We start from the raw sequence: 22,101 nt of genomic DNA, 5'->3' as shown, positions 1-22,101 counted from the left end.
GTTGACTTCGCGCGGGGCGCGCAGAACCATCGGCCCGACGAGCACGGCGGTGGCCCGTGCCTGTGGGAGCGCTCCCATCGAGAGGTGAGGGGAAACAGCATGAGAGCCAGACGGGAAACGTCACTCCTGTTCGCCCTGCTTGCCGTGGTCGCCGGGCTGGTGATGGCGGTGACAGACCTCCTCCCCGCCCCGCCCGGCCACGCGGCCGCCGACACCGGGTGCCGCGTGGTCTACACCCCGAACCAGTGGGGCGGCGGGTTCACCGCCCAGGTCCGCGTGACCAACCTCGGCCCCGCGCTCAACGGCTGGACGCTGCGCTGGACCTTCGGCGGCGACCAGCGGGTCACCTCCGCGTGGAACGCCACCATCGGCCAGACGGGGACCGCCGTCACCGCGACCAACGTCGCCCACAACGCGGCCCTGCCGGCCGGCGGCTCGGCCGACTTCGGGTTCCAGGGCACCTGGACGGCGTCCAACCCCACCCCGGTGGACTTCGCGCTGAACGGCGTCCCCTGCAACGGCTCGGCCACCCCGACGGCCACCCCGACCGTGACGCAGACCCCGACCGTGACGCCCACACCGACGCCGACCGTGACCCCCACGGTGACGCCGACCGTGACCCCCACGCCGCCCGCGGGCTGCTCAGGCGCGGTGGTGTGCGCGAACTTCGAGGAGCAGGCGCCGGGAGCGCCGAGCGGCGACTGGCAGGTCGTCGCCCCCGACTGCCGTGGCACGGGCACCGCCACCATCGACACCGCCCAGGCGCACAGCGGCGGCAAGTCCCTGCGGATCTCCGGCGGGGGCGGGTACTGCAACCACATCTTCGCCGCCACCACCAAGAACGTCGGGGCCGTCGGCCCCGTCGTGTACGCCCGGGTCTGGGTGCGGCACACCACCGCCCTGCCCGCCAACCACATCACCATGATCACCATGGCCGACCAGAACGACGGCGGCAGGGACCTGCGCGTCGGCGGCCAGAACGGCGCCCTCCAGTGGAACCGCCAGTCCGACGACGCGACCCTGCCCGAGCAGAGCCCGACCGGCGTCGCCCTCAGCGCGCCGCTGCCCACCGGCCGCTGGGTCTGCCTGCGCTACCGCATCGACACCACCCGGCCGGGCATGAGCACCTGGCTGGACGACCAGGAGGTCGCCGGGTTGCATCTCGACGAGACGCCCACCCGCGACATCGACAGCCAGTGGCTCCGCCGGACGACCCCGCCCCGCCCGGTGACCCTGCGGCTCGGCTGGGAGAGCTACGGCAACGACGCGGACACGCTGTGGTTCGACGACGTGGCGCTCGGCTCCGCGCCGGTCGCCTGCTGACTCCGGCGTCCCTCTGCTCACCGCCCGGACGCTCCCCACCGTCCGGGCGGTGGGGATGCGGCCGCGTGAGCGACTCGACGCCCGGCGGCCCGGCGAAGGTGTCCGCGCACGTCGAGGGAGCCAGGGGAGAGCGCGGTTTCCGGACGAACCGAGGAATAGGTCACCGGGCGAGCTGACCGAGCCCTGCATGAGATCTGCACAAGTTGCCTAGGAATGTCTGCACGTGCCCGTCCTAGGCTTCTTCGCGTGACAGACCAGCGACGCATTCTCGTGGTCGAGGACGACAGGACCATCGCGCTGGCCGTGCGCAGCCGGCTGGGCGCCGAGGGATTCGACGTGCGCATCGCGGGTGACGGGGAGGAGGCCCTGGCGATGTACGCGCGGGCCGAGCCCGACCTGGTCATCCTCGACCGGCTGCTGCCCGGCCTGGACGGGCTGGAGGTGTGCCGGCGCATGCAGGCCGCCCGTCCCGTCCCGGTGCTGATGCTCACCGCCCTCGCCGAGGAGACGGACCTGCTCGTCGGGCTCGGTGTCGGCGCGGACGACTACCTGACCAAGCCGTTCAGCATGCGCGAGCTCGTCGCGAGGATCCACGCGCTGCTGCGCAGGGTCGAACGGGCCGTCCAGCTCGCCCACGAGGACACCGTCATCCGCGTCGGCGACGTCGAGATCAACACCGCCGAGCGCAGGGTCTTCGTCCGCGGGGCCGAGGCGCAGCTCACCCGCACCGAGTTCGACCTGCTGCGGCGGCTCGCCGAGCGCCCCGGGCACGTCTTCGAGCGCGAACGGCTGCTCTCCGACATCTGGGGCTTCTCCGAGGCCGCCGCCACCCGGACGGTCGACAGCCACGTGCGCGCCCTGCGCCGCAAGCTCGGCTCCGGCATCGTCCGCACCGTGCACGGCGTCGGATACGCCCTGGTACGTCCATGAGGCCGCTGGACTTCCTCGGCCGCATCAAGGTCAAGCTCGGCCTGGTCATCCTGCTCGCCGTCGCCACGGCGTTCACCATCAACGAGTACGGCCGCACGCTCGGCGTGGACGCCTCCGTCCGCATGGGCCTGGCCGGGCTGCTCAGCATCGGCATGGTCCAGCTGCTCGGCCGCGGAATGACCGGGCCGCTGCGCGAGATGGCCGCCGCCGCACAGACCATCGCCAAGGGCCGGTACGGCATGCGGGTCTCGGCGACCTCGCGCGACGAGGTCGGTGAGCTGGCCCGCGCCTTCAACGCGATGGCCGCCGACCTCGCCGAGGTGGACCGGCAGCGCCGCGAGCTGGTGGCCAACGTCAGCCACGAGCTGCGCACCCCCATCGCCGGGTTGCAGGCCGTGCTGGAGAACATCGTGGACGGCGTCTCCCCGCCCGACCTCGACATCCTCGGCACCGCGCTGGCCCAGACCGAGCGGCTCGGCCGGCTGGTCGCCCAGCTCCTCGACCTGTCCCGCCTCGACTCCGGCACGCGGTCGATCGAGCGCGAGCCCGTGGACCTGGCCGCCCTCTGCGGCCAGGCCGTGCGCGAGGCGAGCCTGACCCGCGACGACGTGGCGCTGTCCAGCCTCGTGACCCCGCGCCTGGGCGTGCACGCCGACCCGGCGCTGCTCGCCCAGGTGCTCGCCAACCTGCTGGACAACGGCGTCCGGCACAGCCCGTCCGGCGGGCGGGTGTGGCTCGAAGCCCGTCCCGAGGGGACGGGGGTGCGCCTCGGCGTCGTCGACGAGGGGCCGGGGATCCCCGAGACCGAACGGCCCCGGGTGTTCGAGCGCTTCTCCCGCCTCGACAGCGCGCGGGCGGCGGACGCGGGCGGGGCCGGCCTGGGGCTGGCCATCGTGAAGGAGATCGTCGAACTGCACGGCGGCTCGATCAGCGTCGCCGACACGCCGGCCGGCTGCCACATGGTGGTCGACCTTCCCGGAAGGACAACCGCGATGAACGACGATTCGAGCGATCCGTTACCGGGCCACGAGGACTCTCGCGCGGCACAGGGGCCGCGCGAGCCCCTCGAACGGCCGGCGCCGTTCCACTCCGCGCCGCCCGGAAGCGCTCACTCCGTGTCGGCCGGAGGCGCTCACTCCGCGCCGCTCGGAGGCGCTCACTCCGTTTCGGCAGAGGGCCTCGCCGCACTGGCCGAGGGTTCTGTCGAGACGGGCGTCGCCGAGGCCCGTCCGCCCGTGACGGAACGCGGCACGCACGACGTCCTCGTCGCGGGACCCAAGGGCATGCACACGGACCCCGAGACGCCCGAAACGGCCTCCGTCCCCGCCGCCGACACCCCCGCCTCCGCCCTTGCGACGCCCTTCGCGCCCGGGACGCCCTCCGCGCCCGGGACGCCCTCCGCGCCCGCGACGCCCTTCGCGCCTGGGACGGACACCGCCGTGGCCGCGAGCCCCGACGTCGGGCCAGGCAGAGGCTCCGTCCACGCCGCGGATCGTGTCCCTGGCACGGATCCTGTCTCCGCCGCGGATGCGCCCCCGCACCCGGACCGGGCTCCGCACCCGCACCCGGGCGCGGCCCCGTACCCGCCCCCCGCGACGCGGCCGGGGCGCCGCTTCGACGACCCCGAGCCGGACTTCCTGGCGTCCGTGTCCTGGAAGAAGGCCTACGCCGGCGGGCTGCTGGGGCTGGTGTGCGGGTTCGTCGTCGGGCTGTGCGTCGCGTTCTTCCTCGGCTACTTCTTCGGCGGCCCCTACGGCCCCGTGGCGATGGTGCTGTTCTCGGCCGGCGGCACGATGCTCGGCACCTCTATGGGCTACAAAGACGCCCGCCCCTCGGCCACCGCCCAGGCCGGGGACCCTGTCGAGGCGTACGTGCCGCCGCCGCTGCTGCCGCGCCCCAGCCTGCCGAAGACACCCCGCGCCCTGCCGGCGCTCGCCGCGGCGGTGGGCCTCCTGGCCGCCGTGGCGCTTCCGGAGAGCAGGCCGGGCCTCGGGTTCGTCCTGGTGGCCGTCGCCGCCGGGGCGGCCGTCATGCCGTGGGCGCGGGCGCGGATCACCCCGTGGACGATCGCCTTGGGCGTGCTGGCGTACGCGCTGGTCGCGGTGGCGTTGTTCCGCGACGCCGGCTGGCTGGTCGGCCCGATGACGCTCGCCGGCTTCGGGCTGGCGGCGCTCGCCGTGTCCGGCGGCGGGCGCGGCTGGCTCGGCGTGATCCGGGGAGGGCTGTCGGTGCTGCTCGCGCTCGCGCCGCTCCCGTGGTTCCTGGCGGCGCCGTTCAAGGGGGCGAACCGGCGAAGGCTCGGGCCCGTGCTCGCCGGGCTGGGGCTGGCCCTGGTGCTGATGCTGGTGTTCGGGCTGCTGTTCGCCTCGGCGGACGCTGTCTTCTCCTCACTGGTGGAACGCCTGTTCACGGCCCCCGACTGGGCGTCCAAGCTTCCGTTCCGCCTGGTGGTGTTCGGCCTGTTCGCCGCGCTCGTCGGCGGCGCCACGCTCGTCGCGCTGCGGCCGGCGGTGGAGCCGCGGGTGCCCGTCCGGCGCAGGCGGGTGAACCCCACGCTGTGGATCACCCCTCTGGTGGCGGTGGACCTGCTGTTCGTCTCGTTCGTGGTCGTGCAGATCACGACGCTGTTCGGCGGCAACCGCAAGGTCGTCGAGACGGCCGGGCTGACCTACGCGGAGTACGCGCGGTCGGGCTTCTTCGAGCTGGTCACCGTGAGCGTGTTCGTGCTCGCCATCGTCGCGGTGGCGGCGGGCGTGCTCGCGCCGGCGGGCCGTGAGCGCTGGGCGCTCGCCGGGCTGCTCGGCCTGCTGTGCGGGCTGACCATGGTCATCCTCGCCTCGGCCCTGCACCGGCTCGGCCTCTACACGGACGCGTACGGCCTGTCGCGGCTGCGGGCCACGGTCGGCGCGGCGATCTGGTGGCTCGGCGCGGTGTTCGCGCTGGTCCTCGCCGCGGGCGCCCTGCGCATGGCCCGGCGCGGAGCCGGCTGGCTGCCCCGTACGCTGGTGCTGGTCACCGCGCTGAGCCTGGTGATCTTCGCGGCCTGGAACCCCGACCTACGCGTGGCCGAGAGCCAGATCGACAAGCGGGGCGTCTCGCGGCTCGACGTCGACTACCTCGCCGACCTGGGCGCCGAGGCCGTGCCCGCCGTGGACCGGCTGCCCGAGCCCGCGCGCAGTTGCCTGCTGGCCCAGATGGCCGCCGTCGACAGGTTCGGCCACGCCGACCCGTGGAACGGCTCGAACCTCGCCCGCGCGCGGGCTCGCGAATTGCTGCGCGCCCGTCCTCCCCTGTACCCGTCGACGCTCACCTGTGAAGATATAGGGTCACCTGGGACATAGGTCACTCACGGTCGCGCACGGCGGCCTCCCGGAAAGGCTCGGCAGCGGTGGAGGGTTCGGTTCACGTCTTCGTCGAGGACGTGCGGGACGAGGGCGCCCGCCGCGTCCTCGGCAGGATCGCCGAGTACGGCGTGCGCGAGGTCACGGTGGCCGCGGCCTACCACGCGGCCCGCGACGTCACCCCTCACGGCGCCTCGCGGGTGACCCTGCGCTCGGACGGAGTCCACTTCCCGCCCCCGGACGATCTGTTCGCGAACCTGCGCCTGACGCCGCCCGTGCAGCCGGGCGCGCAGGACGAGCCGCTCGCCGCGCTGCGCGAGGCCGCCGACGACCACGGCATGGTCCTGCACGGCTGGGCGGTCTTCCTGCAAAACGTCACGCTCGGCCTGGCGAACCTCGACCTGACCGTCCAGGACTGCTTCGGCGGGCGCGGCTCACCGGCCGCCCTGTGCCCGGCCCAGCCCGACGTCCGCCTGTACTCGGTGGCGCTGGCGCGGGCCGTGGCGCGCCAGGGGGTGCGCAGCGTGGTGGCCGAGTCCCTCCATTTCGGGACGTTCGCCCAGGGCTACCGGCAGGACCGCTCGTACGTGCCCCTCGGCCCCATGGACGAGTTCCTGCTCGGCCTGTGCTTCTGCTCGTGGTGCATGCGGCGCGCCGCCGACCTCGGCGTGAAGGCGGAGGTCGCGCGCGAGGAGTGCGCGAGGATCATCGGCGGCGTGCTGGACGGCGACCCTCCCGCGCAGGGCGAGGTGACGCGGGCGGCGCTCACCGCCTACGCGGGCCCGGAGGTCGTGGCCTACGCCCGCGCCCGGTCCGAGACCGTCACCTCCCTGGTCAGCGAGGTGTCCTCGGCCGTGGCCGCCGAGGGGTCGCGGTTGACCTTCGTGGACGGCACCGGCCACGGCAAGGGGTACGCCGACGGGCTGCCCCCGGCCGGGCTCGCGGCGCACGACGCCTGGCAGCTCGGCGTGGACCTGGTCGCGCTCGGCGACCTGGTGCCGTCGTTCGGCGTGCTCGCCTACGCCAGGGACGCCGCGCGGGTGGCCGACGACGTGGGGGCCTACCGCCGTTCGGTGGGCAACGACCGCGAGCTGAGGGTCGTGCTGCGCCCGGGCCGTCCCGACACCGACTCCGAGGACAGGCTCGCCGCGAAGGTCCGTGCCGTGAGGGCGGCCGGCGGTGACGCCGTGGACTTCCACGCCTACGGTCTCGTGCCGTACAGCGTGCTGAACCGCATCCCGGGGGCGCTCGGCCACCGCCCCTGACCCCCGGGAGGCGCCCGGAGCCCACACGGACTCGCCGGAGCCCGCAGACCTCGCCCGGGATCAGGATCAGGACCTCAGGATCAGGTCCCGGGATCAGGCCTCAGGCGGACTCGCGGACGACCAGCTCGCTCGGCAGGATCAGCCGGTCGCTCGCGCGCTCGTGCGGGGGAGTCAGCAGCAGCCGCACCATCGCGGTCGCCTGCTCGGGGATCGGATGGCGCACCGTCGTCAGCGGCGGGTCGGTGTAGCGCGCGGCCTCGATGTCGTCGAAGCCCACCACCGCGACGTCGTCCGGGACGCGGCGCCCGGCCTGGCGCAGCACCTGCAGGGCGCCGATCGCCATCACGTCGTTCGCCACGAACACCGCGTCCAGTGACGGGTCGTCCTCCAGCAGCTGGCGCATAGCGGCGATGCCCGAGGCGCGGGTGAAGTCGCCTACGGCGACGATCGAGCGGCGGTCGGAGTCGCGCAGGGCCTCACGGTAGCCGGTCAGGCGGTCCTGACCTCCTATCATGTCCTGCGGGCCCGCGATCGTCGCGATGCGGCGCCTCCCGGCGTCGAGCAGGTGGCGCACGGCCGCCGCCGCGCCGCCAACGTTGTCATTGTCGACGTAGGGCATCTCGACCGCGACGGCGGGCCGGCCGTAGGACACCACGGGCACGCCCATACGGGTCAGCGCGCCCGGCAGGGGGTCGGCGCCGTGCATGGACAGCAGCAGCACACCGTCCACGTGGCCGCCCGAAATGTAACGCTCCACCCGCGCGTGGCTGCGGGGCGAGCTGGCGAGCATCAGCACGATCTGCTTGTCGGCCGCCTCCAGCTCGCTGCTGACCGTGCGGATCACCATCGAGAACAGCCGGTCGTCGGAGAAGACCCGCGTGGCGGGCTCGGAGATGACCAGCGCGATCGAGTCGGTGCGCTGGGTGACCAGGCTGCGGGCGGCGGAGTTGGGGACGTACCCCAGCTCGCTCACGGCCCGCAGCACCATCTCTCTGATCTCCGGAGTGACGGTCGACTGGCCGTTGACGACCCGCGAGACGGTCGCCCGGGAGACGCCGGCGCGTGCGGCGACCGCCTCCAGGGTTGGTCGTTTCATTCGCTAGAGCCCTGTCTTTCCTCGGATGGAGGTCGTGGTGCGGCCGTCGCCCCGGATGGCCGACCGGTGCCACAGCCGCTGTCGCTGTTGAGGAGCCGCCACTGGTTTCGAAATCGCGGTGAACGATTCCGAAAACCCGACGCTACCCATCGTGCCACTCGAAATTATCCAGTAGGGCCCAAACGATCGCCCGTGGCGGGCCGTGTCGGACCGGATCGACGCCCGGTCGTAATGCGGAGGGGGCGCCGGTCCTTACAGTTGCGTTCCGGGGCGCGTCCGAGAGTGACCGTGCGCGTACCGCCGCCTCACGTTCGCCGAGCGTCGGGCACGGGGGGCGCCGAGCGTGGAAACGGGTAATACGGCGCGCCTCATAATCTGTTTTCCACCAGCCCAATATAGCTCTTCCGTCGACGGTCCGGGCCGACGGATGGAGAGCGCTCTCCGGCTACGACCCCTAAGGGGTGCGCCCGGGGCGCGGAGGCCGCCGGTGACGGAAAGTGATCGGACGTCGTGCGCCGTGCGCTGTTCAAGGCAACCCCGCACCGTTCCGCCGCTGTCATGCCTGGTGAAAAGGGTGCCGGTGCGACGCCTGCCCGTAGCGGCGCCCTGGGTCAAGATGAGAGCGCTCTCGTGATCTTCAAGAAACATTTTCACGCTGTTGACAGCGGCTTCTGACCCAAATAGCGTCAGCGGCGCTGAGAGCGTTACACGCACGTTACGTCACCGCGAACAAACGGTTCGCGCCGCTGTGCGGGCCTCGAACGGCCGTCGGGCCCGCCGTACGGACCGCCGCCGGTCCCCGCCCCTCGCCCGGGCGGGCCGGTTCACCCCCCACGACGAAAGTCTCTCCGCATGATCAACCAGCTCCCCTCGGAAACCCCGCCCAACCGTCCCGCCGCCGCCCGCCTCCCGGGCAGGCGCCGTACCGCCGGCTTCGCCCTCGTCACCCTCCTCGCGGGCCTGCTGACCACCGTGACCGCCGGGCCCGCCCAGGCCGCCACGATCGCCGTCGGCGCCGGCAGCTACACCACCGACCTGCCCGCCGGAGCCTCCGGCCCCGCCAACACCGCGGGCGCGCAGGTCACCCCCAAGGTCACCTCCGCCGTCACCGCCAAGGTCCCCACCAACGACTGGTGGTCCTCCCTGGCCTTCCAGAGGTACGCGGGCAACCCGTACTCCGAGAACATGTACGCCCACCCGCTGGCCTTCCACGCCGTGGCCGGCGGGCTGGAGGTCAGCTACCCGTCCACGCCCGGCGGCTCGGCCACCCAGTACGCCTACAGCCACGCCCGCGACCTCACCCTCGGCGTCACCGGCCTCAACGCGCCGCGCACGCAGGTCGACGGCTGGTCCGACTGGACGGTCACCCCCTACTGGTCCGACGGCGCGCGCACGCTGCGCACCACCATCGGCCACGGCTCGCCGTTCGTGTACGCCACCCCCTCCGGCGGCGACGGGCAGGTCGCTTTCGTCGCCACGCCCACCATCTGGGCCGACCGGGGCAACGTGCTCGGCGCCACCGTCAACGGCCACGACTACGCCCTGTTCGCCCCGACGGGCACCGACTGGACGATCGCCGGCACCACCGCGACCGTGGCGCTCGGCGGCAAGAACTACTTCTCCGTCGCCGCGCTGCCCTCCCGCGCAGCCCTCGACCTGTTCGCCAAGTACGCCTACTCGTTCGTCACCGGCACCACCGTGAGCTGGTCCTACGACGAGGCGAACGCCCGGCTGACCACCACCTACACCGCCGCGACCACGGCGAAGGAGGGCACGCAGACCGGCACGCTGCTCGCCCTCTACCGGCACCAGTGGCTCGCCACCACCGACGCGCTCACCACCTACACGTACGCCTCGTCCCGCGGCACGATGAAGCTGCGCGAGGGCGCCACGTTCAGCACCCGGCAGACCTTCCACGGCGTCCTGCCCTCGCTGCCCGACCTCGGCGCCTACGACCGCGCCCGGCTTCTCGACTTCGTCCGCCAAGAGGCCAACGCCGCCGACCCGTACAAGGGCGCCGGCGACACCTACTGGGCGGGCAAGGCCCTCGGGCGGCTGGCACAGCTCGTGCCCATCGCCGAGCAGCTCGGCGACCTCGCCTCGCGCGACAAGCTGATCGGGCTGCTGAAGACCAAGCTGCAGAGCTGGTTCACGGCGGGCGGCGAGCAGTTCCGCTACGACGCCGCCTGGGGCATCCTCACCGGCTACCCGGCGTCCTACGGCAGCGACACCGAGGTCAACGACCACCACTTCCACTACGGCTACTACCTGATGGCCGCCGCCACCGTCGCCCGGTACGACAAGGCGTGGGCCGCCGACGGCCAGTGGGGCGGCATGGCCAAGCTGCTCGCCCGGGACGCCAACAACTGGGACCGCAGCGACACGCGCTTCCCGTTCCTGCGCAACTTCGACCCGTACGCGGGCAACGGCTGGGCCTCGGGCCACCAGGGCTTCGCCGCGGGGAACAACGAGGAGTCGTCCTCGGAGGGGATGAACTTCGCCGCAGGAGCCCTGCTGCTCGGCGCCGCCACCGGCGACACCGCCCTGCGCGACCTCGGCATCTACCTCTACACCACCCAGACCGCCACGATCGCGCAGTACTGGTTCGACGTGGACAGCGCGGTCTTCCCGCCGAACTACGGCCACGACACCGCCGGCATGATCTGGGGCGAGGGCGCCGCCTACGGCACCTGGTGGACCGGCAACCCCGAGGAGATCCACGGCATCAACTACCTGCCGATCACCGGCGGCTCGCTCTACCACGGCCTCTACCCGGCCAAGGTGAGGGCCGGGCTGGCCGAGATGGAGGCCAACAACGGCGGGCCCGCCGTGGAATGGCGCGACATCATCTGGCAGTACCGCGCGCTCGGCGACCCCGCCGCCGCCAAGGCGAACTGGGACGCCAACTGGAACAACTACACCCCCGAATCCGGGGACTCCAAGGCGCACGAGTATCACTGGATCTACAACCTGGCCCGGCTCGGCCTCGTCGACCCGGCGGTCACGGCCGACACCCCGACGGCCGCAGTCTTCTCCCAGAACGGGACGCGCACGTACGTCGCGCACAACTTCGGCACCGCCGCCCGTACCGTCAGGTTCTCGGACGGCAGGACGCTGACGGTCCCGGCCGGGGCGACGGCGACCAGCGCGGGAGGCACCCAGCCCACGCCGACGCCCACGCCGACCGTCACCCCGACGGTCACGCCCACGCCGACGCCGACCGTCACGCCCCCGCCGGGCTCGCCGACCCGGTACCTGCAGACCGGCGGCGGGCTCGCCGCGACCGCGGGGGCGACCGGGGCCGACACCATCCCCTCGGCCGGCGGCGCCAACCACGACGGCACCCCGTACAACCCTGTGACCTACACGGCCAGCGGGCTCACCATGACGTACACCGGCGCGGCCACCGCGTTCGACCTGTTCATCGACTCGGGCGCTGCCGTCGGCAACGGCATCCAGGCGCGCGTCTCCTACGACCTCACCGGAGACGGCACCTACGACCGCGTCGAGACCTACCCCTACTTCGCCACCGACCCGGTCACCGGCTTCGAGCACTACACGCAGGGGACGGGCCCGTCGTCCGCGACCGGCGCCCTCGGCAACCTGAGCAACGGCCGGGTGCGCGTCGAGGTGTGGAGCGCGATCGGCTCGAACCCGGCCTCGGTCGGCACCGGCAACCGCTCGGTCATCACCCTTCCCTTCCGCTGACGCACACGCCCGTACGGGCCGTGACCTCCCCGCCGGTCACGGCCCGTACGGCCAGCCCCGCCCCTCCCGGCGCGGTCCGCATCTGATCTCCGGCACAAATCCGATCTGCCCCGAGAGATGAGGATGAGCATGGACTCACCGACCCGAACACCCGAAAGGCGCCGCCCCCGACTCCGCGCACTGCTGACCGCCGTCGGTGCCGCGATCCTCCCCGTCATCGCCCTGGCCGTGACGGTCCCCGCCGGCGCCGCCGTGCCTCCCACGCCGACCGGATGGAGCCTCGTCTGGAGCGACGACTTCAACGGCTCGGCGGGCACCCTCCCGTCGTCCGCCAACTGGATCATCGACACCGGGCACGCCTACCCCGGAGGACCCGCCAACTGGGGCACCGGAGAGATCCAGAACTACACCGCCAGCACGTCCAACCTCAGCCTCGACGGCGCCGGCAACCTGCGCATCACCCCGATCGGCAGCGGCCAGAACTGGACGTCCGCCCGCATCGAGACCCGCCGCGCCGACTTCAAGCCCGCCGCCGGGCGCGTCCTGCGCATCGAGGGCCGCATCCAGATGCCCAACGTCACCGGCAACGCCGCCCTCGGCTACTGGCCCGCGTTCTGGGCCCTGGGCGCGCCCTACCGGGGCAACTACTGGAACTGGCCGGGCATCGGCGAGTTCGACATCATGGAGAACGTCAACGGCATCAACGCCGTCTGGGGCGTGCTGCACTGCGGCGTCAGCCCCGGCGGGCCGTGCAACGAGACCACCGGGCTGGGCGCCAACCGCCCGTGCCCCGGCTCCACCTGCCAGTCCGCGTTCCACACCTACCGCTTCGAGTGGGACCGCGCCGCCACGCCCAACGCCCTGCGCTGGTACGTCGACGGCCAGCAGTTCCACAGCGTCAACCAGAACCAGGTCGACGCCACCACCTGGAACAACATGACCGGCCACGCCGGCTACTTCCTGCTGCTCAACGTCGCCATGGGCGGCGCCTTCCCCAACGCGCTCGCCGGGCAGACCCCGACGGCGGCGACCGTCTCCGGGCGTCCCATGGTCGTCGACTACGTCGCGGTCTGGCAGAGCGGCACCGGCCCCACCGGCCCGCCCACGTCACCCCCGCCCACCACGCCCCCGCCCGGCGGCGTGGACGCGCGCTCGACCATCCAGGCCGAGAACTACCAGGCGCAGTCCGGCACCCAGACCGAGGCCACGACCGACGCCGGGGGCGGCAGCAACGTGTCCCACATCGCGGGCGGCGACTGGCTGCGCTACGACGGGGTGAACTTCGGCAGCGCCGCGGCCACCCAGTTCAGCGCGCGCGTCGCGTCCGGGGCGGGCGGCGCCAGCGGCCTCGTCCAGGTACGCCTCGACAGCCTGACCGCGGCGCCCATCGGGGACTTCGCGATCGGCGACACCGGGGGCTGGCAGAGCTGGCGCACCGTCCCGGCCAACATCGCCGGGGTGACCGGCACGCACACCGTCTACCTCACCTTCTCCAGCGGCCAACCGGCCGACTACGTCAACCTCAACTGGTTCACCTTCGGCAACTGACCCTCCCCCCGGCCCGCGCCCCTCACCCCCCAAGGGGCGCGGGCCCTCCTCCCTGTCAATTCCCGGCCGGCGGCCGGTTCTCGGCCGGGCGCTTCCCGGGTGGTGGTCGATCCGCGTACCCAGGAAATACGCGGCCCGGTACTCCCGGGTGGCGGAGGTCGGTGGCCGTATTCTGGACGTATGAAGATCGTCAACGCTCTGGCGCTCGTCGCGGCGATCACGCTCGCCGGCTGTTCCGCGGAGGGGGCCACGCCGGCGTCCGGTCTCAAGGTCAGCAGCCCCGCCTTCGCCGACGGCGCCGCGATCCCGCGGAAGCACGCGTGCGCGGCCCAGGGCGGCCAGGACGTCTCGCCGCCGCTGAAGTGGAGCGGCGTGCCCTCGTCCGCCCGTGAGCTGGCCATCGTCGTCGACGACCCGGACGCGCCCGGCGGCTCGTACATCCACTGGCTCGTGACCGGCGTCTCCACCACCGCCACCGGCGCCGCCGAGGGCGAGGCCCCCGGCAGGGTCGTGAGGGGCAACGGCGGCGATCCGGCGTACGCGGGGCCGTGCCCGCCGAGCGGCGTCCACCACTACCACTTCATCGTGTACGCGCTGCCCGGACCCGTCGTGTCGTCCGGCGGCCCCCAGGAGGTCCACCAGCGGATCAAGAACTCGGCGATCGCCTCGGGGGAGACCATCGGCACGTTCGCACACTGAACCACGGCCACGCGGCCACGCGTCCGGCTCCGAGGCCGGGCCGAGGTGGCGGCGGTTGGCCGAGGTGGCGCTGGAGGCCGCGCTGAGACGGCGCGGACATTCCCCCGCGCCCGCCGACGTCGCGTTGAACGACGCTCAGCGTGCGCGAGCGCCGCCGGTGAGCGCGGTCGCGACGCCGAGCCCGAGGTAGACGCACCCGCTGACGTATTTGATCGACTTCCCGCGCCGGCGCAGCACCCGGCCGAGCGTGCCCGCCCCGACGGCGTACACCATGTCGCTCGCGATCCCGAGCAGCAGCAGCGTCGCCCCCAGCACCGCGATCTGCAGGGCCGGTGATCCCGCCGCCGGGTCGACGAACTGCGGCAGGAACGCGAGGAAGAACAGGATCACCTTGGGGTTCAGCACGTTCACGATCACCCCCTCCAGGAAGACCCTGCCGAGCGGCTGACTCGCGACGACCTCGCCGGCCTGCCCGCGCCGGTCGGCCAGCGTACGGACGCCGAGGTAGACCAGATACGCGGCCCCGGCCCACTTGACGACGGTGAAGGCCGCCGCCGACCGCGCGATCAGGTACGACAGGCCGGCGGAGGCCGCGGCGATGTGCAGCAACGTCCCGGTCTCGACACCTACGGCCGAGGCGATGGCGGCCGCGCGCCCTTGGGCGATGCCCCGGGCGGTGATGTAAATGATGTTCGGCCCCGGAATGACCACCAGGGCCAGCGCGGCGGCGGAGAACACGAGCAGGGTCGAGGGGGCGATCATGGGTCCGACTCTAGGAGCCGGTCGCGGCGCTGGTTAGAGCCACTTGTGAGCTTATTTCCAGTCCAGTTCGGATATTTAGGTATGCCCGTCGTCCCCCGGGAACTGCCGGGCGGTGCGTGGCATCTCGCGAGACTGGCAGGGCGGCGGCGCGTCCCCCATGCAGATGTGGCCGCAGGAGACCGGGCGGTGCTCAGCCGCTGGAGCTCGTGCGGGCGGACAGGGCCAGATCTCTCACGACCTGGATCAGCTCGGCCGGGTCGAAGGGCTTGGTGAGGTAGGCATCCACGCCGATCGCGAGGCCGCGCTTCTTGTCGTCCTCCTGGGCGCGGGCCGTGATCATCATGATCTTGATATGGCTGGTCCGCTCGTCGGCGCGCAGCTTGGTGGCCGTCATCCAGCCGTCCAGGCGCGGCATCATGACGTCCAGCGTGATGACATCAGGCTGGACCGTCCCCACCCGGTCAAGGCAGTCCTGCCCGTCGGTCGCCGTCTCGACCTGGAAGCCCTCCAGGTTGAGGTTGACGGCGATGAGCTGCCGAATCACCTCGTCGTCGTCCACGACCAGCACGCGTCCCAGAAGCTCTTCCACGGCCGCGAGGCTAACCCCTGAACCGCCCCCACGCGACCCTTTCCCCGAACTTCCTCTCCCCGCCCCGAACGCCGAGCGAACGTCGTAGCCCCCGGGCGACACCGATGGGGGGCGACGAGCGCCGAGGCTGCGAGTTATCCACAACCCCCTCACTCGAGACTCGGTCGAATCCGGCATCGTCCCAGCTCAGGACGGGTGCGATTGAACGGGCCGAGGAACGGTCGCACCTCCTTAATCCACAGAGTGGGATTCGGCTGGACGGTGAAGGGCCTGCTCGTCCGATTCTGGGGCCTCGATTCCTCATCGAGCCCAAGGAGGGCGTCCGTGATCACGATGCTCGTCACCACCGTCCTTGTCACGGGGGCGGCACTTTCAGCAGGTTCCACGGAGGCTTCAACCGGTTCCAGCGAGGCCACCATGGTCCCACGGCTGACCCGCTGCACCCCCATCATCCGGCCCCCCGACCATCACGCCTATGACTCTGGGCCACGTGACTCTGGGCCACGTGACTCTGAGCCACGGCCGAACACCACGTACCTTCCGACGACGAAGGCCGCCCGCCTGGCCGCGTCGAAGGCCGCAGCGGTCATCGCGACCGAGGCCGCGGTAATCGCCGCGACGGAGGCCACAGGAGCCGGCACGCCGGGGTCTCCCTCGTCCGCCGCGACAGAGACCGCCGGATTCTCCGCGATGTCTCGGATCTCCTCGATGTCCGTGGAAGCAAGTGACGTCCCGGAACGCGGACACGCCGCGGTCCCTTGCCCGTCCCCGATGGATCGCAGCCGCCCCTCGCACACACCCGAGATCGACCCGTACGGCACACCCGGCGCCCGTACCTGGACGTTCCCCATCCCCATGCCCGGCGCACAGCCCTCAACCGACCACGACAAAGAGCAGCCCATACACAGGGTCCACCAACCGGCCCGCCCGGCCGGACCCCCGCAGCCCTCCACGGTTTCCGAGCGGGTGAAGCCGTCTGGTAGCTCCAAGCGGGCCGGCACTTCAGCCCTGTCGAAGCCGCCCACCGGGGCTCGCCTGCCGCACCCGTTAAAACGTCCCGGAGCCGCGGCCTCCAGAAGGTCCGGCAAGTCACCGGCGGGGACGATCGCTGTAGCGGCTGCCCTCCGCCAGCTCGGGACGCCTTATGTCTGGGGCGGGGGATCGGCCGCGGGGGCGACCCGCGGCGGCTTCGACTGCTCCGGCCTGGCCCTCTATGCCTGGTCTCGCGCCGGCGTATCCCTCCCGCACTACACCGGCAGTCAGTTCACCCGAGGTACCAAGATTCCCATCTCCCAACTCCGGCCCGGCGACCTCGTCTTCTTCGGCGGCGGCACCGGCGACCCGTCCCACGTGGGCATCTACCTCAAGAACGGCGTGATGATCCACGCCCCGAAGACCGGCGACGTGGTCCGCAAGGTCGACTTCCTCCATTCGCCCTACTACCGCTCCCGCTACCGAGGCGCCATCCGCCCGAGCACCTGACACCGGCCGAGCCGCACGGGACCGGCCTCCCGTCCCGCATGCTCGTCGCAGCTGGGGTCGGCCCCTCGCTTTCAAGGTCTAACGTCCCGGGCGAGGCCGCGCCCTCGGGGCCGATCCCGGGCCGAGGTCGCACGCCGCGCCGACCCCGACCGCCCACCTATGATCATGCACCCAGTACGCCCGTCCGAGATCGCCGGCAACCCGCCGTCGTGATCGGATGATCGAGTGCCGGCCGTATGGCCGGCACTCGATGTGGATCCTTGATGCCCCCCGTGCCACCACCCCGTCCACCCGGCCGCCCACCGCGCACACCATGATCGTGATCTCTATTCCCGGTGACGAACGACCTCCAGATGCTGGTAGCCTTGTCACTCGTTGAGCCCCCTTAGCTCAGGGGATAGAGCACCGGCCTCCGGAGCCGGGTGCGCAGGTTCGAATCCTGCAGGGGGCACATGATCTCAGCCAGCGGAATTTAGCCGCTGACCAGGGCGAACAACATAGAAGCGGGCGGGTCTCCACTTTACGGAGTCCCGCCCGTTCTCATTGACGCTCGCGGGTTGTGGGCCAACTGCGGGCCGGGCGCGATCACCCCTTGAGCGCGGCCTCGATGGCAGCGGCATCTGGTTGCTCAGCTTCGCGCAGGGGTGGCGGTGGCCGCCACGAGGATGATCGAGCGGACCTGGGCGATGATGTCCAGGCGGTTCCGCACGAATTCGGGGTCCGTGATCGTGCCCGTCGCCGGGTCGGTGTTGGTCGCGCCGAACTGCAGGACGGGGGTGTGCACATGGCCGCCCGGGATATCCAGACGGAGCCGGTCGCGTAGCAGTGTCGCCCGGTAGGCGATCTCGTTGGAGAGGTAGTCGCCGCCGCTCCCGCTTCGCGCGGTGGAGCCCTCGGTGGGGCCGTCCGGCCGCACCACGGGGGCGGTCGCGCCCGCCGGGATCTCGGTCACCTGGGTGTTGTCGCGCACGGGGAAGCGGCCCGTCGAGGCGGCGACGATGTCCCGGTACGGGAGCGTGGTGACCGTCCACTGGGGCTGGCCGGCGGGGTCGGACACGGGGATCGGCCCCGTCGAGGACACGTTCTCGTTGTCCGGGAAGCCTCCCCGCCAGGCCCCGTTGAAGCGCTCGATGTCGAACCGGCCGACCCGGCCCTGGCTGACCGTCGTGAACAGGTCCGCCTGTGGTAGGTGCGGGCGCAATGCCCGCTCCACCATGCCGTCCGCGAAGTCGCCCCAGCGGACGGGGAACACGGCCGTCTCGATCCTGACCAGGCCCGCGTCCGTCCGTACAGTCGTCCCGTCGAGCGCCAGTGCGGTGGCCCCGGAGGGGTTGCTGATGCGGATGTCCCGGTCCAGGGTGAACGGGTCGAAGCCGGTTACCAGCACCCGCTTCACGCCCCTCGCCGCGGGGAAGCGGATGGCGTCCTGACCGCGGGAGCCGCGCTCCAGGCGATCGAGCAGCGCCTTGCGTCCGGCGTCGGTGAGGTCGAACGCGGGCCGCCACTGCCGCAGCGCGCCGGTCATCCCCAGCCGTGCCCAGTACAGCGGCCGGTCGTCGTCCCGGCTCAGGTCTCCGCCCGGAACGCCGCGTCCCTGCGCCCGATCGACCGCGCGCCGCCAGAGCCGCTGCCCGTGCGCTGTGACGACCAGCTCCGCCTGGCGGTACGAAGTCGTCCCGCACAGGACCCGCGCGAACTGGGAGGCCACCGAGTCGAAGCCGGCACGCCGCACGATCTCCTGCGGGACGGCGCCGGCGAGGCGTTGCTCCTCGATGGAGAGCGGCGCCGATGTGTCCGCACAACCCGCGGTCTCCGCGGCGAGCGCGGGCGCCGTGATCGGCGCAGCGCTAAGGAAGATCGAGACGACGCATACGGTCAGCCCTGCACGAAGCCGTCGCACTCAGGACCCCTCTGTCCGGCGGCAATGGTCAAGGCACAAGTGTCCATCGATGATGGAATCATGACAATAGAGATTGACAGGCCAAGACGGATAATGTGGATGTTGCACGACGAAGCCCCGCATCCCTGAGCTCTCCCGTCTTCGGTACCGGCAAGGCGGGACGAGGTTCCATAGGCACCGAGTGCTTCGACGGGCCCCGCCATGCCGGCGTGGCTAGTTCCCGCCGCGGTAGACCAGGTATTTCTCGCGCGTCTCGGCGAACGCGTTGAGCGGGCCGGCCCAGCCGGCCTCGACCTCGTCCGGGGCTTTCCCGGCGTCGATGTCGGTCCGGACCTGGGCCGAGCCGGTCAGCTTGTCGATCCAGTACGGCCGGGCCGGGTCGGAGGTGTCGTATCGCCAGGCGAAGTCGTCGGGGTAGAGCCGCCTGACCGTGACGAGCATCGCCACTCCCGTCTTGACCGGGTCGAATGCCTTCCGGTCTGTGACGTACAGCTGTACCCCGCCGCACAGCTTGTTCACGTGCTTGGAGAACGTGGGCGTGAAGTAGGCCGGTCGGAACCCGGCGCCGGGCAGGCCCAGCGCGTTGAGCGTGTCCGCCCACCGGTGGTCGACGTAGGGGGCGCCGATGAGCTCGAAGGGCCGGGTAGTGCCACGTCCCTCCGACAGGTTGGTGCCCTCGAACATGCCGGTGCCCGAGTAGACGAACGCGGTGTCCACGGTCGGCATGTTCGGCGACGGCAGAACCCAGGGCAAACCGGTGTCCTCGTACGCCAGGTCCCGCTTCCAGCCGCGCATCTGCACGACCGTGAGATCGACCGGCCGGTCCAGGAACTCGGCGTTGAACAGCCTCGCCAGCTCGCCGACGGTCATGCCGTGCGCCTGGGAGATCGCCTCGCGGCCGATGAACGTGGAGAACTGCGGCGTCATGACCGGCCCGTAGGCCCGGCGGCCGGTCATCGGGTTGGGCCGGTCGAGGACGACGAACCGCTTGCCGGCCAGCGCCGCGGCCTGCATGGAGTCGAACATCGTCCAGATGTAGGTGTAGAAGCGGGCGCCCGCGTCCTGGATGTCGAACATGATCGTGTCCACGCCCGACCTCGTGAAGATGTCGGCCAGCGCCTGGCCGCTCTTCAGGTACGTGTCGTAGACCGGGAGCCCGGTCTGCTCGTCCACGTGGAAACCTTCTGAGCCGCCGGCCTGGGCCGTGCCGCGAAACCCGTGCTCGGGGCCGAACACCGCGACGAGGTCGATCTCGTCGCGGGCGGCCATCACGTCGACCTCGTGGCCGAGGTCGGGCAGGATGCCGGTGGGGTTGGTGACGATGCCGACCTTCTGGCCCCTCACGAGCCCGTAGTCGTCGGCCATCAGGACCTGGACGCCGGTCCGGAATCCGCGGGGCCGTGGACGGTGGCCGAGCGCTGGGACGCCCATGCCTGTCCCGGCCATGGTGACGGCCGCGGTGGACAGCACGGCCCGCCGCGAGAAGAGGTGGCCCATGAGATGGTGCTCCCTTCTGGGAGGTCAGTAGCTCAGACCGTGTCCGTAGGGGTAGAGGACGGAGCCGTCGGCGGCCGGGATCGTCACCGGCAGCTTGCCTCTGGGGTCGGTGCGGCCGAACAGCACCCGTGCGGCGGCCTCCATCGCCGGCTTCTCCCACGAGTACGTCGCGAGGTACGTGGGGGCGTCGGGGAAGTCCGCGATGTCGTACGGGTTGCGGGCGGCGACGATGACGACGGGCTTGCCGGTGGCGAGCAGCGCGTTGACGAGGTTGCGCTGGGAGGCCGAGCTCTTGGAGTTCACCGTGGTCACCACGACCAGGTCGCAGGCGGCCGCCTTGGCCACCGCGGTGTTGACGGTCGCCTGGTTGGGGGCCGTCCCCGTCTCGAACACCTCGGTGGTGACCCCCAAATCGCCGATCGCCTTGGCCAGCCGCTCGGTCGGCGGGATCTTGACGGACGGCGGCGTGACGTTGCGGTAGCCGGTCACCAGCACCCGCTGCCCGGTGTTCGTCAGCGGCAGCACACCGGCGGTGTTCCGCACCAGCGTCACGCTGTGGCCGGCGACCACGCGGGCGAGCGCCTTGTGCGCGGGGGAGCCGAGGCGGTCCAGCACCTTTCGCTCGTCGACCTGCCGGTCACCGTGGAAGAGGCCGCGCTGCTTCTTGAGGCGCAGGACCCGGTGGACGGACTCGTCGATGCGCTCCTCGGTCAGCTCGCCCGAGCGGACGGCGTTCAGCACGGCGTTGTAGGCGCGGTCCAGGGAGATCGTGCTCGTCGCGTCGTCGACGATCATGAGCATGTCGACCCCGGCCTTGAGCGCGAGCACCGGGATGCGGTCGTCGCCGTACTTGTCGCGCACGCCCTGCATGGACAGCGAGTCGGTTACCACGACGCCGTCGTAGCCGAGCTCGCCGCGGAGCAGCCCGGTCATGATCTCCGGGTCGAGCGTCGCGGGGTCGCAGCCCTGCTGGGTCGCCACGTCGCAGTCGCTCTGCAGGTACGGCATGACGACGTGCGCCGTCATGACCATGTCGGCGCCGGCGGCGATGCCCGCCCGGAACGGTGGCGCGTCGATCCGCTGCCACTGCTCCTTCGTGTGGAAGATCCACGGTACGCCGGTGTGGCTGTCGGTGATCGTGTCGCCATGGCCCGGGAAGTGCTTCAGGCTCGCCAGGACGCCGCCCTGCCGCAGACCGTGGACGGAGGCTCGCGTGAGCGTTGACACGAGCTCGGTGTTCTCCCCGAACGAGCGGACGCCGATCACCGGGTTGCCCGGGTTGATGTTGACATCGGCGACCGGCGCGTAGTCCTGGTTGATGCCGAGCGCGGCCAGTTCCCGGCCGGTGACCATCCCCGTGGCGAGCGCCTCGCCCGCGCTGCGGGTCGCGCCGAGCGCCATCTGCCCGGGGAACGCGGTGAACGGCTCGTCCAGCCGGTAGACGGCGCCGTGCTCCTGGTCGGTGGCGATCAGCAGCGGGATCTTCGCCGGCTGCGCCAGCGCCGCCCGCTGCAGGTCGTTGGAGAGCCCCGCCGTCCTGACGGGGTCGTTCAGGTTGTTCGCCCACCGGAAGTAGAGGATCGCGCCGAGCTTGTACTTGGCGATGAGGTCGTCGCCGTTCTTGACGTCAGGCCCGTACATCGCCTGGTTCGCCGCCACGTCGGCCGGGTCGGTCGTGTCCCCGCTCTGCCCGTAGACGTCGGCCACGAACAGCTGTCCGACCTTCTCCTCCAGGCTCATGCTCCTGATCTTGCCCAGGATCCAGGAGTCCTTCCCGTCGTCAGCGTGAACGGCCGGCGCCACCCCCGCCCCCATAACCACCGTCGCCGCCGCCAGAGCCACTAACCGCCGGTAACGCATCCGTCCTCCAAACCCTCGCATGTAGGTAAATTTCATGCCAGGTGGCGCTGTCTGGAAGTTACTTACATACGACTGGATGGTCAACGCTTTCCGGCACCGAA

At 71.7% G+C, this 22,101-nt stretch carries 14 protein-coding genes and 1 tRNA gene; 9 read left to right on the top strand and 6 right to left on the bottom strand.

The window, feature by feature from the left end; all coding sequences use genetic code 11:
• The first annotated feature begins 99 nt into the window (after positions 1 to 99).
• From DQ384_RS13755 to DQ384_RS13740, 4 genes are all read left to right on the top strand, one after another.
• Entirely contained in the window at positions 100 to 1,323 is a 1,224-nt protein-coding gene (locus DQ384_RS13755) for a cellulose-binding domain-containing protein (protein ID WP_114029140.1), read from the top strand.
• Positions 1,324 to 1,569: 246 nt separating this feature from the next.
• A complete protein-coding gene (locus DQ384_RS13750; RefSeq protein WP_245966458.1) occupies positions 1,570 to 2,253 on the top strand; it encodes a response regulator transcription factor in 684 nt (227 codons plus the stop codon).
• Positions 2,250 to 5,594, top strand: a complete 3,345-nt coding sequence (locus DQ384_RS13745; RefSeq protein WP_114029138.1) for a DUF4153 domain-containing protein — start codon at positions 2,250 to 2,252, stop codon at positions 5,592 to 5,594. Before DQ384_RS13750 ends, DQ384_RS13745 begins: the two co-directional genes overlap by 4 nt.
• A gap of 47 nt (positions 5,595 to 5,641) precedes the next feature.
• Complete coding sequence (locus tag DQ384_RS13740) at positions 5,642 to 6,859, top strand: hypothetical protein (RefSeq protein WP_114029137.1); 1,218 nt, start codon at positions 5,642 to 5,644, stop codon at positions 6,857 to 6,859.
• Positions 6,860 to 6,959: 100 nt separating this feature from the next.
• Here DQ384_RS13740 and DQ384_RS13735 read toward each other — a convergent pair whose 3' ends face one another.
• Positions 6,960 to 7,955 (bottom strand): LacI family DNA-binding transcriptional regulator, encoded by a 996-nt coding sequence (locus DQ384_RS13735; RefSeq protein ID WP_114029136.1) that lies wholly within the window; start codon positions 7,953 to 7,955, stop codon positions 6,960 to 6,962.
• Between the two features lie 852 nt (positions 7,956 to 8,807).
• Here DQ384_RS13735 and DQ384_RS43625 point away from each other — a divergent pair.
• The 3 genes from DQ384_RS43625 to DQ384_RS13720 all read left to right on the top strand — a co-directional run bounded on the left by DQ384_RS43625 (position 8,808) and on the right by DQ384_RS13720 (position 13,910).
• On the top strand, positions 8,808 to 11,663 hold the full coding sequence (locus tag DQ384_RS43625) for a glycosyl hydrolase (RefSeq protein ID WP_114029135.1): 2,856 nt from the start codon (positions 8,808 to 8,810) through the stop codon (positions 11,661 to 11,663).
• 129 nt (positions 11,664 to 11,792) lie between these two features.
• A complete protein-coding gene (locus tag DQ384_RS13725; protein ID WP_220182923.1) occupies positions 11,793 to 13,211 on the top strand; it encodes a glycoside hydrolase family 16 protein in 1,419 nt (472 codons plus the stop codon).
• Between the two features lie 180 nt (positions 13,212 to 13,391).
• A complete protein-coding gene (locus tag DQ384_RS13720; RefSeq protein ID WP_114029133.1) occupies positions 13,392 to 13,910 on the top strand; it encodes a YbhB/YbcL family Raf kinase inhibitor-like protein in 519 nt (172 codons plus the stop codon).
• Positions 13,911 to 14,045: 135 nt separating this feature from the next.
• On the opposite strand, the gene DQ384_RS13715 is transcribed toward DQ384_RS13720, so the two are convergent.
• Both DQ384_RS13715 and DQ384_RS13710 read right to left on the bottom strand, forming a co-directional pair.
• Entirely contained in the window at positions 14,046 to 14,672 is a 627-nt protein-coding gene (locus tag DQ384_RS13715; RefSeq protein WP_114029132.1) for a LysE family translocator, read from the bottom strand.
• A gap of 190 nt (positions 14,673 to 14,862) precedes the next feature.
• The gene (locus DQ384_RS13710) at positions 14,863 to 15,261 is read right to left on the bottom strand and encodes a response regulator transcription factor (protein ID WP_245966457.1); all 399 of its coding nucleotides are present in this window, start codon (positions 15,259 to 15,261) and stop codon (positions 14,863 to 14,865) included.
• 771 nt (positions 15,262 to 16,032) lie between these two features.
• On the opposite strand from DQ384_RS13710, the gene DQ384_RS13705 reads away from it, so the two are divergent.
• Positions 16,033 to 16,743 (top strand): C40 family peptidase, encoded by a 711-nt coding sequence (locus DQ384_RS13705; RefSeq protein WP_245966456.1) that lies wholly within the window; start codon positions 16,033 to 16,035, stop codon positions 16,741 to 16,743.
• A 379-nt stretch (positions 16,744 to 17,122) separates the two neighbouring features.
• A tRNA-Arg gene (locus tag DQ384_RS13700) sits at positions 17,123 to 17,194 on the top strand.
• Between the two features lie 177 nt (positions 17,195 to 17,371).
• Here DQ384_RS13700 and DQ384_RS13695 read toward each other — a convergent pair.
• From DQ384_RS13695 to DQ384_RS13685, 3 genes are all read right to left on the bottom strand, one after another.
• Entirely contained in the window at positions 17,372 to 18,643 is a 1,272-nt protein-coding gene (locus tag DQ384_RS13695) for a pyroglutamyl-peptidase I (RefSeq protein ID WP_245966455.1), read from the bottom strand.
• Positions 18,644 to 18,856: 213 nt separating this feature from the next.
• Complete coding sequence (locus DQ384_RS13690; RefSeq protein WP_114029130.1) at positions 18,857 to 20,140, bottom strand: exo-beta-N-acetylmuramidase NamZ family protein; 1,284 nt, start codon at positions 20,138 to 20,140, stop codon at positions 18,857 to 18,859.
• Positions 20,141 to 20,164: 24 nt separating this feature from the next.
• Positions 20,165 to 21,880: a glycoside hydrolase family 3 protein gene (locus tag DQ384_RS13685; protein ID WP_181871195.1), complete on the bottom strand. Its 1,716-nt coding sequence runs from the start codon at positions 21,878 to 21,880 to the stop codon at positions 20,165 to 20,167.
• Between the last annotated feature and the right edge of the window lie 221 nt (positions 21,881 to 22,101).

The sequence above is a fragment of the Sphaerisporangium album genome, from assembly GCF_003323745.1.
Classification (GTDB): Bacteria; Actinomycetota; Actinomycetes; order Streptosporangiales; family Streptosporangiaceae; genus Sphaerisporangium; species Sphaerisporangium album.
This window is presented reverse-complemented; position numbering and strand designations above follow the sequence as displayed.